Origin of the sequence: Alteribacillus sp. HJP-4 (assembly GCF_042139015.1) — a bacterium.
GTDB lineage: Bacteria > Bacillota > Bacilli > Bacillales > Marinococcaceae > JBHIKY01.
This window is the reverse complement of sequence record NZ_JBHIKY010000004.1, coordinates 154,026-167,333: the sequence shown is the minus strand read 5'-3', so window position 1 is coordinate 167,333 and position 13,308 is coordinate 154,026. Positions and strand designations below refer to the sequence as shown.

Here is a 13,308-nt window from a genome sequence, read left to right as displayed (position 1 = left end):
ATGAATGTCTGGAATCAAATAAGAAAAGGCATAAAGCTTCTGTTTGTGATACTGCTGACAGGAGCTTTGTATGCGTATGCGATGTTTCAGGGTGGATATGTCAGCTGGTTTTTGTTTTCAACGGTTTTTGTCATCTTAGTGGTTAATGCTGTTTTTATCGCCTTTCCTTTTCGCTGGATTGATGTCGAACGTCATATTGAACACGAGTTTCTTCCTTTTCATGGAAAGACAACGGTAACCATCACGTTGAAAAAGAAAGCAGCATTTCCGCTCGTCTTTTTAAGCGTTTTCGATCATGTGCCTTACGGCCTGGAACGTACTGATAATATGTCCGGCACTATTTTCTTCTTTTCTGGAGCTAAGCAGGTAACATATCGGTACACGATGAAAGGGGCCAGGCGGGGGGAGTATTTTTTTTCTGATATAACTCTTGAAGCAGGGGATTTGTTTGGCTTCTTTCATAAAGAAAAAAACGTCAATATTCCTCAGTCCGTGAGCGTACTGCCCAAACTGAGAAGGTTGAGAAGCTGGGAGACCAGTCTGGATGAAAAAACGGACGCAATGAACGTTTCTCCTCAGCTGAATGAAGAAGTTCGATCGGTGGCCGGCGTTCGAGATTATGTGCCGGGAGACCGGATGACAAGCATTGATTGGAAGGTGTCTGCGAGGGCAGGGAAGCTGGTTACAAAAGAATTCGAGTCGCAGCGCGGCAAAGGGTACTTAATAGTGCTCGATTCAGAATCTGATAAACTGAATGAACAGCAGTTTGAACATATGGTGGAGTATACCGCTGCATTGACAGATTACTCTTTTAAGAAAGAAATTCCTGTTGGCCTGGCATTCTCGACAGAGGAGAACGTCAGGGTGGAATCAGGCTGGCAGAAAAATCATTATCAAAGAATCTACCGGGAGCTGGCACGTATAAAATTTCAGCCATCCAAGCCGGTTAAGCATCCTCTTGTCCCAGGCACAACGTTTTCTTCGATTGTGTTTATCACGGCTCAGCTTGATCAGCGCCGCTACGAAGAGATTCAATCATTGTTGAACAATGGAAAGAGCGTCACCGTTGAATTTATCTCTGGTCTTTCTGAGGGAGAGCTTGTCAGAGAAAGGCTGGAGCGTCTGAAGAGAAATGGTGCGGCTCTGCATACCGTTCGATTGGTACAGCAGGTATTTGAGGTTTCATGATTGGAGGTGTTACTATGTTTCGTGCAGAGCGCACGCCGGGATTATTCTTTCTTTACATGCTCGGCTACTTATTGCTTATGGAATGGCTGCTTCCGCTTCCGGAAGTGACGGACACCGGCTATGTCCCCGTTTTTATGGTTGCAGCTTTCTTTTATTTTATCATTATGTTTGTGCGGTTTCCCTGGTGGTTGTCGCTGCTGATGGTGAGCGGTGTAATTATTATAGCTGTCCATTCTATCTTTTTTGACACAATGATTTTGGGCGGTGAATGGATTGCCCTTTTTATGGAAGACTTAAATGAGAGTTTTTCTTCGATAGGAAACGGGGACTGGTACGCACTCTCTGATATGTTTAGAAGCTTTTTGTTTTTAATTTTACTTGCTATTATGAGTTACCTTATTTATTTTTGGATAGTTCAGGCACGGAGAATATTATTCTTTTTTCTTTTTACTGTCATTTATATAGGAGTTATGGATACCTTTCTGCCATATGACGGAAGTTCTGCGATTATTCGCGTTGTTATGTTAGGATTTATACTGCTTGCTCTTTTGCAGTGGGACCGCCTTTCTCTCTATTTTCCAGGGAAAAAGAAACCGGCTTTTCTGCTGAAGTGGATCGGATTGACTGCCCTGATTCTGGCAGTTGCAGCAGGAGCGGGAGCTGCAGCGCCCAAAGCGGAGCCGCAGTGGCCGGACCCTCTGCCATTTTTAGAATCCGCCGCAGGAATTGAAGGCGGCGTCGGGAGCGGGCCGAAGCGGATAGGCTATGGAGACAATGATGAGAGTCTCGGAGGCGGCTTTGAAATGGATAATGACCCTGTTTTCTCCGCAACAGGAGATGGGGGAGGGTATTGGCGCGGGGAGTCTAAAAACGTATATACGGGCCAGGGCTGGGAGTCGGATACAGAAGCTGATACAGATTCCACCGCATCGTTATATGAAGATTCCGTAGAAACCGAAGAGCTTGAAATGGATGTGGAGATGGCAGAAAACCGCTCCTTTGATTTTGTATTTTATCCAGGTTCGTTAACAGCGGTTGCAGCCGAAGCGGAGGATCTTGTAACCGAGGTGGACCAGTTCGACGGACAAGCAAACACATTTCGGAATGATGAGTCCTATGAAGCATCATCGTATACTGTAACGTATGAAGAAGCTGCATTTCCTATTGAAAGAATGCGGGATACTTCAGCAGAGGACCCGGAAGAAATCGTGGATAACTTTTTAAACGTGCCGGAAGATCTTCCTGATTCAGTCAGTGAGCTGGCAGAAGAGCTGACCGCAGGGGAGGATAACCGTTACGATCGCGTGCGCGCAGTCGAGGAATATCTGCGCGGGCCGGATTTCACCTATGACACACAAAATGTCCCTGTGCCGGAAGAAGACCAGGATTATGTGGAGCAATTCTTATTTGAAACACAAACAGGATATTGTGACAATTTTTCCACTTCCATGGCCGTAATGCTCCGCACCCTCGATATTCCTACACGCTGGGTGAAGGGTTTTACACGTGGAGATGAAGTGGATGTGTCGAGCGAACAGACAACGTACGAGGTTACCAACGCCAACGCCCATTCGTGGGTGGAGGTATACTTCCCTGATGTAGGGTGGGTGCCATTTGAACCGACTCTCGGTTTTTCTTCAGATTTTGATTACACGTTCCAGGAAAACACGGAAGAAGACGTAATCGAAGAAGACACAGAAGAGGAAGATTCTGAAGAAACGACAGAGGAGGAAGAGGAAGCACCAGAGGAAGAAGAGGAAGATGAGACAGCCACTTCCGCTTCCGGAGGCTTCCCGTTCTGGCCGCTTATTACAGGAGCTGCGGCAATTGGAATTTCTCTGCTCCTGCTGTTCCGTGGCCGTGTTATTAAACGGGTGCTGCTTTACCGTTTTAAGAATCTCGACAGTACAGAATCTTTTATTAAAGCTGTAAATGCCTTGATTTTCATACTAAAGCGGGACGGCATAAGTCGAAAAGACAGTGAAACACTTAGAGAGTATGCTGCGCGGGTGGACCATATTTACGGCACCGAGGAAATGTCGTATTTGACCAATCATTATGAACGTTTTATTTATGGACGCTCCCAGGAGGAGAAAGATTGGAAGGACATGCATGCCAGCTGGGAAAGTATGGTTGTACGGGTGAAGTCTTGACCGAAGCAGATGCGGCTGATAAAATAAAAGGCATGTTTTGAGGAAAAATACCATATGCTTCGTATATTTTCGGGATTTGGCCCGAGCGTCTCTACCCGGTCACCTTCAAGACTGGACTACGAAGGCAGACACTGGTCTTACAGCTGGAAGCAGCTGTTTATATCCCGGACTCTGCCTTCGTTTCTTCATGCGGACGGGGCAGATCCGGGGTTTTACTTATATTTGAATCAATTTCATAAGTGCTTTTCTGAATATAAAGCACGAAGATTCGATTGTAGCGTAAGGCGACGACTCCAGGTCGATTAAAATCGGCCACGTCCTGTGGCCAACATCGACACTAGCACGTCGTGTGCGTCGAGGGATAAGCTTGAGCTGAAGACTCCGAAGTCAGCTTGCTGACGAGAAGGCTGAGGCCAAGCCCTCGGAAAGCGTTCGCCTGAAGCGATTCGAATGATATATAGAAAATATATGTTAATGTTCGTATCTTCTGTTGCGATATTGGCTTATGAAATTCATTTATTTTTAAGGGAATTTCTTTTCTTCAACGAGCGGCAGTGAGCTTTAAAATCGATCAAACGGGGTGGCAGGTTAGATGGATAATAATGAAATGATTGTTGTATTGGATTTTGGCGGGCAATACAATCAATTGATTACGAGACGAATCAGGGATCTTGGTGTGTACAGCGAACTTCATCCGAATACAATCAGTGCCGGGCAGCTGAAAGAACTGCAGCCGACTGGCATTATTTTTTCCGGAGGACCGAACAGTGCTTATACGGAAGGCGCGCCGAGCTGTGATCCGGAAATCTTTGAGCTTGGAATTCCAATCCTCGGGATCTGCTATGGCATGCAGCTGATGACACACCATTTTGGCGGAAAAGTAGAAGCAGCCCATCACCGGGAGTATGGTAAAGCTCTTATAACATTACAGAACGATTCGGAGCTTTATAACGAGCTCCCTCGGGAACAGTCCGTCTGGATGAGTCATGGGGACTTAATTGTAGCACCACCGAAAGGATTTGAGGTCGACGCTACCAATCCCTCCTGCCCGGTAGCTGGAATGAGTAATGCAGACAGAAAAATGTACGGAGTGCAATTTCACCCGGAAGTGCGGCACACGCAATTTGGGGATGATCTGTTGAAGAATTTCGCTTATCAAATCTGCCAATGCGAAGGCAATTGGACAATGGCAAACTATGTAGAAGAACAGATTGATCTTATCCGCAAGCAGGTAGGGGACAAGCATGTACTTTGCGCCTTGAGCGGAGGGGTGGATTCTTCGGTAGTTGCCGCCCTTATTCATAGAGCGATCGGCAGTCAGCTTACCTGCATGTTTATAGATCACGGCCTGCTTCGAAAAGGGGAGGCAGAAAGTGTGATGGAAACGTTTGGCGGAGATTTTAATATGAATGTGATTAAAATTGATGCGAAGGAGCGTTTTTTATCTAAGCTGGATGGCGTATCAGACCCGGAGCAGAAACGTAAAATTATCGGTAATGAGTTTATCTACTTGTTTCAGGAGGAAGCCGGCAGGCTGAAGGATATGGACTTTTTGGCACAGGGTACGCTGTACACCGATATAATTGAAAGTGGGACCGATACGGCGCAGACGATTAAATCTCACCATAATGTAGGTGGTCTGCCGGAAGACATGCATTTAACGTTGATTGAGCCGTTGAACACTTTATTTAAAGACGAGGTTCGTAAGCTTGGAACAGAGCTTGATGTGCCGGAAGATATTGTCTGGCGCCAGCCATTCCCCGGACCTGGTCTCGGTATTAGAGTGCTCGGGGAGATTTCTGAAGAGAAACTGGAGATTGTCAGGGAATCCGATGCAATTTTACGGGATGAGATCAAAAAAGCCGGACTGGATAAAGAAATCTGGCAATACTTCACTGCACTTCCTAACATGCGGAGCGTTGGAGTGATGGGGGACGCCCGCACTTATGATTATACGGTCGGAATTCGTGCAGTTACATCCATTGATGGAATGACTTCTGATTGGGCGCGTATACCTTACGATGTTCTGGAAAAAATCTCGAACCGGATTGTTAACGAAGTCAGCCATGTCAACAGAGTAGTTTACGACGTAACATCGAAGCCACCTGCCACAATTGAATGGGAATAAATAAAAAACGAATATTATTATAGTTTTAAAGTTCATTGTTCGGTAATAAGTTGACGTTCACCATGCAGACTGCTATGCTTAATAACGAAAAAAAGTTATATTCGTATATTTGCGGTTATAAGGTCCGCAAGTCTCTACAAGCTACCGTAAATAGCTTACTGCGAAAGATCTGCTGCATATGAACATATGACTGTCCGTTCATGTGTTTTCGTATTGGACGTATGAGCTCCTGGTAGAATGCTGCGCACCAGGGGCTTTTTCTATGCTTGAATACTTGCAGATCCTTTGTCAGAAACCATCAAAACAACGGGGGGAATGACTGATGGATCGTTATTTTGAGTTTAAAAAATGGAATACTGGGTACCGTCAGGAGACAATGGCGGGCCTCACCACGTTTTTGTCAATGGCTTATATTTTATTTGTGAATCCGCAGGTACTCTCAGATGCAGGCATGAACGAAAGTGCAGTATTCACAGCAACAGCTCTTTCTGCTGCAATTGGAACATTGATTATGGGAATACTTGCACGCTATCCGATTGCGCTGGCACCCGGCATGGGACTGAATGCATTTTTTGCGTATACGGTCGTACTAGGACTCGGTATTGATTGGGAATTAGCTTTGTTTGGCGTGTTTATGTCCGGTATTATTTTTATCTTTATCACTTCATTAGGAATCCGTGAAAAGATCATTAATGCCATTCCTGCAGAATTGAAATTTGCGGCTGCAGCAGGTATTGGTTTATTTATTGCTTTTATCGGCTTGAAAAATGCCGGTATTGTCGTGCCTGACGAAGCAACAGCTGTCTCACTCGGTTCCATAACCTCTCCCGTGACACTACTTGCCTGTTTCGGATTGTTTGTAACGGCTATCCTCATGGTGCGCGGTATACACGGTGGAATTTTTTACGGCATGATAGTAACGGCAGCTGCTGGAATGGTCGTCGGATTAATCGATCTTCCGCAGCAGATTGTCTCTTCTGTACCTAGTCTTTCACCTACCTTTGGCGCTGCGTTTACGGTCCTCGGTGAAGTAGAATGGTCGAGCCAGCTGTTTATACAAATGCTCATTGTTATTTTGACCTTTTTATTTGTGGACTTTTTTGATACGGCCGGTACGCTTTATGCAGTGGCAAATCAGGCAGGCTATGTGAAAGAAAATAAGCTTCCCCGTGCCGGCCGTGCTTTGATGGCGGATTCTTCTGCTACCTCGATCGGGGCAGTACTTGGAACATCGACAACAACTGCTTATATTGAATCCTCCTCTGGCGTGGCGGCGGGAGGCCGGACCGGTTTCTCCTCGGTGGTAACGGCAGGATTTTTTATTCTGGCTATGTTTTTTTCTCCGCTGCTTGTGGTCGTCACTGAGCAGGTAACAGCGCCGGCCCTCATTATCGTTGGAGTTTTGATGGCTTCCTCGCTGCGGATGATCAGCTGGAATAAGCTTGAAATCGCGCTGCCTGCCTTTTTGACAGTAGTTGCAATGCCGCTCACTTACAGCATCGCCACAGGTATTGCGCTCGGCTTTATTTTCTATCCTGTCACAATGCTAGTAAAAGGCAGAGGACGTGAGATTCACCCGATTATGTATATACTGTTCTTTGTGTTCATTTTATATTTTGCTTTCCTTGGTGAATAACATTAGAAAATCGAGTTCTACTAATACTTGTAGAAACAAAGGCAGCAGGTCTAGCTTTAGACTCTGTTGCTTTTTTTGTTTTTCGTGTCCGCTAACCTTTCGAAATGATCTAATTTTGATAAGATAACGGAACTGACGTCCGCACCCGGCGATCAACGAAAGCAACTCTGAACAATTATTTAGTGCTGTGCCAAAACTCTTGAGACTACCTGTTTGGCAAACTGGCACAGAAGGCAAAATAACATTTGACTAGACACCAAATGGTGTCATATAATAAGGACACCATTTGGTGTCTTATTACAAAAAGGAGGAGGACTTTGAACGCGCAAAATCAAGAGCGTGACGTCTTTGCAGCCATCGCTGATCCAACGAGACGAAAATTGTTACGTTTATTAGCAGAGGCTGAAGAGTTACCTCTTCACGAATTAACGTCACAATTTCAAATGGGGCGTACTGCTGTTTCTAAACATTTAGCTATCCTTAAAGAAGCTGAGCTGGTTGCTGACCGTAGAATGGGCAGAGAGACTAAGTATCGACTAAATGCTGCACCTCTGCAGGAAATTAAAGATTGGGTATCCTTTTACGAAAAGTTTTGGGAAGAAAGAGTAAGACATTTAAAAAATTTTTTGGAGGAATAAAAAATGGCAGATATATCATTAGATTTTCAGTTTAAAAGTTCCATTAATAAGGTGTGGAACGCATTAACTGAGACGAATGCTCTTGAGAAATGGGTTATGGCAAATGACTTTAAACCAATCGTAGGGCATAAATGTCAATTCAAAAACGAGCAGTGGGATTTAATTGTAGATTGTGAAGTATTAGTAGTAGACGAGCCTTATTAATTATCTTATACGTGGAAAGGCGGTCCGATCGATACCGTAGTCACATGGACCTTGAAGCAGGAAGATGGAGTTACCTTTTTACATCTTGAACAAACAGGCTTTGAAGAGGAGAATCAAGCTTTCCACGGTGCGAAATATGGTTGGGCTGGTAAGATCGACGAGCTGAAAAAAATACTTGAGGAAATGTGAACTATTCCAGATAGGTGTGAGCAGCTAATTTAGAAAAGGAGCTGGCAGCGTGATGAGTTTTTTTCAGGATACTTTAGCGATATTCAAAAAGAGTGAGTTGTTATTTCTAGAGAGATTTCAAGAAGCGGAAGAGGTATATACCTTTCAGTTTGAAAAAGAGAAAGATTTAACTTGGAAAGCAGGGCAGCATGGTTTGTTTAATATTAAACATAAGAAAATAAAGAACGCTGTACGACCATTCAGCGTGGCATCCGCCCCTTCAGAGAATGTTATTAAAGTAACAACACGAATTAGTGAGGAACCAAGCGATTTTAAGAAAGCGATGTTAGAATTAAAACAAGGAATGAAAGTTAGTATGAGTGGTCCAGTAGGATCCTTTTATTTAAAAGATGCCAACCCTTCACTGCTGATTGCAGGAGGAATTGGAATTACCCCTTTTCGTTCGATGGTAAAGCAACTAGAGGCTGAAGAAAACGGCTTCGAGAATCCAATTAATCTTCTCTATATGGAAAGCGACAAGATATATTTATATAAGGATGAACTTGATGGTATTGCTGATAATACTTCAATAAATGTAAATTATCCTGATTCAAGAAATGAGTTACATCAGGAGATAGATAAGTTTATCAGCTTATATAAGAACAATGGCAAATACTTTGTTGCAGGACCGAAGTCGATGGTGAATTCTATTTCCACTCATTTGAAAAATAATAATATCTCTAAACGAAATATAAAAAAGGATGCCTTTTTTGGATATTAATTTTGGTAATTGATCACTTATTCATGGTTGGAACTATCACTTATCCCAATATTGCTCATCACGTGTTGCGATAAAGCTCAAATTCTCATTTTACATTCTGGGAAGCTGGGCTTTTTAATTTGGCAATTCCATTTAACAGCACTACTAACCGGGACAAAAAAATTTTCAACTAGTGATAACTAATTTTTTTCATCAGAGCTTGATTGAAAGCGAGCTTGTTCGGGAAGAGATTTAAGAAAAAACTATTGGGCAAGGATGGTGTTTGCGTGAGTACGTTTCAAGCATATGTAATAGATCAGACAGGCGAAAAAGAGGTTACTGGCTCGATCCAGCCATTTTCTGTAAAAGACCTGCCGGACGGAGAAGTGCTCGTCCGGGTGAAATATTCAAGCGTAAACTTTAAAGATGGCATGGCATCTGTCGCGGACGGCGGAATTGTAAAAAATTATCCTCATGTACCGGGAATTGATTTATCCGGTGTGGTAGAGGAATCTGATGATATTCGTTTTCTCCCAGGTGATGAAGTGATCGTTACGAGCTATGAGCTTGGTGTATCTCATTACGGGGGATTTGCTGAATATGCACGCGTACCAGGTGACTGGGTTGTTCCTCTGCCTGAAGGTCTTACGTTAAAAGAAGCGATGATATATGGAACAGCCGGTTTTACGGCGGGATTGTCCGTTATTCGCCTCGAAGAAGAGGGAATATTACCTGAATCCGGAACTGTGGCTGTGACAGGGGCAACAGGAGGGGTTGGAAGTATGGCAGTCGCGATGCTTTCCAAACTTGGCTATGAAGTGGCTGCAAGTACTGGAAAAGAATCAGAGCATGATTATTTAAAAAAGCTTGGAGCTAAAGAAATCCTTGCAAGAGAGGAAATGCAGCCAGAGCGTATACGTCCTCTCGATAAACAGCGGTGGGCCGGGGCGGTTGACCCAGTCGGCGGTGATACGCTCGCGTATCTGCTCAGCGCGATGAAATATGGCGGAACAGTAGCGGTGAGTGGCCTTACAGGAGGAACAAAAGTGCCGGCCACCGTATTTCCTTTTATTCTCCGAGGAGTGAATATTGCCGGAATTGACTCAGTCTACTGCCCGATGGAGCGGCGAAAGGCAGTCTGGCAGCGGCTGGCCGGCGATTTAAAGGTCGATGAATTACTCGAAACCATTGCCGATGAAATAACGCTGGAGCAGCTGCCGGAAACACTCCATCAAATATTAAAAGGGGAAGTCCGTGGCCGGAAAGTTGTGTCGATGGGCTAAGGATGTCCGAAATACTGTCCGAAATACTGTCCGAAATAAAGGTCTGAAAAATAATAGAAGAGACAGATTCATTACGGTCCCTTAAGAGTTAGAACGCTTTCGATTATTAAAATGATAGTCGGAAGCGTTTTCTCATGCTTTAACGTAGAACTCCCTTCCGTTTCCTTAAATGCTGCAATAGGTTATCGCTGCGCAGCAGATTTTGTCAGATGATATAACAGGAAATTTATTGAATGATGAAAATTATTAGAAAATTCTATTGGCAAGCGAATTCATTTATGATACATTCTTAAAAACGGAATAATTAAAGACAATTTCCGAAAAGGAGTGTATACTGTTTATGTCACCTGCAGAACAACAACCCGGAAAAAAATCATTTTTTATGAAAATGTTGGATGTGGTCGAAAAAGCTGGAAACAAGCTTCCTCATCCATTCATGCTGTTTGTTTACCTGGCTGTGATTGTAATCGGTCTTTCCTGGGTGATCAGCCTTGCCGGTGTAAGCTTTGAAGATCCAGAAACCGGAGAAACCGCAGAAATTAAAAGCATGGTATCAGGGGAAGGAATTGAATATATCTTATCCTCCATGCTCGAAAACTTTACCGGATTTGCCCCATTAGGGCTTGTACTGGCAATGATGTTTGGTATTGGCCTTGCGCAGAAAGTCGGACTCATTGAAACCTTCATGAAAAAGTCGATCTTAAACGCCCCTAAAAAGCTTGTGACCTATGCGATTATCGGTACAGGTATATTGGGGAACCTTGCCTCTGATGCAGCATTTGTAATTATTCCGCCGCTTGCGGCAATGGTTTTTTATGCTCTCGGCCGCCATCCTCTTGCCGGAATGGCAGCAGGTTTTGCCGGGGTAGGCGCCGGATTTACAGCTAATCTTATCATTACCGGCACCGATGCCTTATTAGCCGGCATTACGACTGAGGTTGCTCAGACCCGCGTCGATGACCTTGTCGTAACGCCTGTAGACAATTGGTATTTTATGATGTTTTCCGTACTGATGCTTATGTTTGTTGGTGCTTGGATCACAGAAAGAATAATTGAGCCAAGGCTTGGGAAATACGATGATACTCATGCAGATAAAGAAGTAATTTCGCAGGAAATGGAAACCATCACGCCGGAGAAAAACCGCGGCCTTCGCAATGCCGGAATTGCCGGCGCTGCTTACCTCCTGCTTGTCAGCCTGCTTATTGTCCCTCCAGGCGGGGTGCTGCGTGGAGAAGATGGTGCAGTGGTAGATTCACCGTTTCTTATCAATATTGTTCCGGTTATTTTGTTCTTTTTCATTGTGGTTGCTATTGCATACGGGGTAACAGTGAAGAAAATCACTGAAACGAAAGATGTGCCTGAATATATGGCCAGTGCGATGAAAGATATGGCTGGCTATATCACTTTAATTTTTGCTGCTTCTCAGTTTATTGCTTATTTTGATTGGACAAACCTGGGCGCATTCATTGCTATCAGCGGGGCTGATATTTTAACCAGTCTTGACTTTACAGGGATGCCTGTAGTGGTTGGATTTATCATTCTAGCAGCTATTCTGAACTTGTTTATTTTCAGCGGATCAGCTCAGTGGGCATTGATGGCGCCGATTTTTATTCCAATGTTTATGATTTTAGATTACAATCCGGCATTTATTCAGCTGGCTTACCGGATCGCCGATTCATCTACAAATATTATCACCCCTCTGAACCCTTACGTACCTATGGTTCTAGCATTTATGAAACAGTATGATAAGCGGGCAGGCTTCGGAACGCTGTTTTCCATCATGCTTCCGTACACCCTGATCTTCTTGGTGTTATGGATAATTATCTTCATTATCTGGACTGTACTTGGCATTCCGGTTGGGCCGGGGGTGGAAATGAATTTGAATTAATATGCCATCAGAAGGAGTTACCGGTGTATGAGAAATTGGATGTTAGATGAGAAAAAAACAGAAGAGATTGAAGATATTATCATTTCATACCGCAGATATATTCATCAGAATCCCGAGTTAAGCTATGAAGAAAACAAAACATCTTTGACGATTCAGTCATTTTTAAAGGAAAATGGAATTGAATTTGAGACAGGATTTTGCAGTAATGGCATTCTTGCTGTGATAAAAGGAGATAAGCCGGGAGCAATTGTGGCATTAAGGGCGGATATGGATGCGCTGCCTATTACCGAGAAAAATACATTCTCATATGCTTCCAAACAACAAGGAGTTATGCATGCCTGCGGCCACGATGCCCATACAGCTATGCTGATGGGCACTGCCCTCGCACTGAAGGAACAACAGAGCCAGTTAGCCGGGACGGTACTTCTCGTGTTTCAACCGGCTGAAGAATTTGCTCCGACAGGGGGAGCAGCTCAAATGATGGAGGACGGGATCTTTGACCGTTATTCTCCTGATGTTATCGTTGCGCAGCACGTCTGGCCGGATCTGCCGGTTGGCAAAATCGGTGTAAAGAGCGGCCCTCAAATGGGGAATTCTGACCGTTTCCGTATTACGATTGAAGGATCTGGGGGTCATGCAAGTATGCCCCACCAGACGAAGGATGCGGTCATTATTGCAAGTGAAGTCGTCAGCCTTCTTCAAACAATAACAAGCCGTAACGTCGACCCCCTCGAGTCGGCTGTTGTAACAGTTGGAACCATCAGCGGCGGAGATCGTTATAATGTCATCGCAAGCAGCGCTGTGCTTGAAGGGACCGTAAGAACATTTAAAAATCAAGTCAAAGAACGTGTAAAATCTAGAATGGAAGACATTCTTCTCGGATTAGAACGTGCTATGGACGCGCGCATTACTCTGGAATATATGAATGGTTATCCCGCCACCGTTAATTCAGAGCAATGGGCCGATCATATTAAAAAGACGGCCGTCAGCTTGTTTGGCAGTGATGCTGCTCCGGTTGTGCAGCCAAGTCTCGGGGGAGAAGATTTTGGCAGATTTTTAGAAAAATACCAGGGGGTATATTACTGGCTAGGAACAGCGATACCGGAAAGAGAGGTACAAAAACCTCTTCACGATCCTGAATTTGATATTGATGAATCAGCTCTAGCTGTCGGCTTAAAAATGATGACAACTACAGCTCTTGATACGCTGGACTCACTCAATCAAAAAGGAGGTGGCGGCTCTGACAATACTAACTGAGCAAA

The 13,308-nt window shown here is 44.3% G+C and carries 9 protein-coding genes, 1 pseudogene and 2 riboswitches; all 10 genes and pseudogenes read left to right on the top strand.

Annotated features, from left to right (window positions below):
* On the top strand, nucleotides 1-1,188 hold the full coding sequence (locus tag ACE4RR_RS05285) for a DUF58 domain-containing protein (protein WP_375534357.1): 1,188 nt from the start codon (nucleotides 1-3) through the stop codon (nucleotides 1,186-1,188).
* A gap of 14 nt (nucleotides 1,189-1,202) precedes the next feature.
* Nucleotides 1,203-3,341 carry a transglutaminase TgpA family protein gene (locus tag ACE4RR_RS05280; protein ID WP_375534356.1) on the top strand — a complete coding sequence of 713 codons (2,139 nt, stop codon included), beginning with the start codon at nucleotides 1,203-1,205 and terminating at the stop codon, nucleotides 3,339-3,341.
* Between the two features lie 39 nt (nucleotides 3,342-3,380).
* A riboswitch (purine riboswitch) is annotated at nucleotides 3,381-3,480 on the top strand.
* 453 nt (nucleotides 3,481-3,933) lie between these two features.
* On the top strand, nucleotides 3,934-5,469 hold the full coding sequence (gene guaA / locus ACE4RR_RS05275; RefSeq protein WP_375534355.1) for a glutamine-hydrolyzing GMP synthase: 1,536 nt from the start codon (nucleotides 3,934-3,936) through the stop codon (nucleotides 5,467-5,469).
* 81 nt (nucleotides 5,470-5,550) lie between these two features.
* A riboswitch (purine riboswitch) is annotated at nucleotides 5,551-5,650 on the top strand.
* A 141-nt stretch (nucleotides 5,651-5,791) separates the two neighbouring features.
* Complete coding sequence (locus tag ACE4RR_RS05270; RefSeq protein WP_375534354.1) at nucleotides 5,792-7,105, top strand: NCS2 family permease; 1,314 nt, start codon at nucleotides 5,792-5,794, stop codon at nucleotides 7,103-7,105.
* Nucleotides 7,106-7,422: 317 nt separating this feature from the next.
* On the top strand, nucleotides 7,423-7,743 hold the full coding sequence (locus ACE4RR_RS05265; RefSeq protein WP_375534353.1) for an ArsR/SmtB family transcription factor: 321 nt from the start codon (nucleotides 7,423-7,425) through the stop codon (nucleotides 7,741-7,743).
* Between the two features lie 3 nt (nucleotides 7,744-7,746).
* Nucleotides 7,747-8,136, top strand: a pseudogene (locus ACE4RR_RS05260) (SRPBCC family protein).
* Nucleotides 8,137-8,188: 52 nt separating this feature from the next.
* Nucleotides 8,189-8,896, top strand: coding sequence for an FAD-dependent oxidoreductase (locus ACE4RR_RS05255; protein WP_375534430.1), 708 nt, complete (start codon nucleotides 8,189-8,191; stop codon nucleotides 8,894-8,896).
* A gap of 266 nt (nucleotides 8,897-9,162) precedes the next feature.
* Nucleotides 9,163-10,158 (top strand): NADPH:quinone oxidoreductase family protein, encoded by a 996-nt coding sequence (locus ACE4RR_RS05250; protein ID WP_375534352.1) that lies wholly within the window; start codon nucleotides 9,163-9,165, stop codon nucleotides 10,156-10,158.
* Between the two features lie 340 nt (nucleotides 10,159-10,498).
* Nucleotides 10,499-12,046: an AbgT family transporter gene (locus ACE4RR_RS05245; RefSeq protein WP_375534351.1), complete on the top strand. Its 1,548-nt coding sequence runs from the start codon at nucleotides 10,499-10,501 to the stop codon at nucleotides 12,044-12,046.
* Between the two features lie 27 nt (nucleotides 12,047-12,073).
* Nucleotides 12,074-13,303 carry a M20 metallopeptidase family protein gene (locus ACE4RR_RS05240; RefSeq protein WP_375534350.1) on the top strand — a complete coding sequence of 410 codons (1,230 nt, stop codon included), beginning with the start codon at nucleotides 12,074-12,076 and terminating at the stop codon, nucleotides 13,301-13,303.
* Nucleotides 13,304-13,308: the final 5 nt, after the last annotated feature.

Bases quoted from the DNA above. Each gene is read 5' to 3' on its own strand.
- ACE4RR_RS05285 (WP_375534357.1), top strand. From the start codon at position 1: ATGAATGTCTGGAATCAAATAAGAAAAGGCATAAAGCTTCTGTTTGTG.
- ACE4RR_RS05280 (WP_375534356.1), top strand. From the start codon at position 1,203: ATGTTTCGTGCAGAGCGCACGCCGGGATTATTCTTTCTTTACATGCTC.
- guaA (WP_375534355.1), top strand. From the start codon at position 3,934: ATGGATAATAATGAAATGATTGTTGTATTGGATTTTGGCGGGCAATAC.
- ACE4RR_RS05270 (WP_375534354.1), top strand. From the start codon at position 5,792: ATGGATCGTTATTTTGAGTTTAAAAAATGGAATACTGGGTACCGTCAG.
- ACE4RR_RS05255 (WP_375534430.1), top strand. From the start codon at position 8,189: ATGAGTTTTTTTCAGGATACTTTAGCGATATTCAAAAAGAGTGAGTTG.
- ACE4RR_RS05245 (WP_375534351.1), top strand. From the start codon at position 10,499: ATGTCACCTGCAGAACAACAACCCGGAAAAAAATCATTTTTTATGAAA.
- ACE4RR_RS05240 (WP_375534350.1), top strand. From the start codon at position 12,074: ATGAGAAATTGGATGTTAGATGAGAAAAAAACAGAAGAGATTGAAGAT.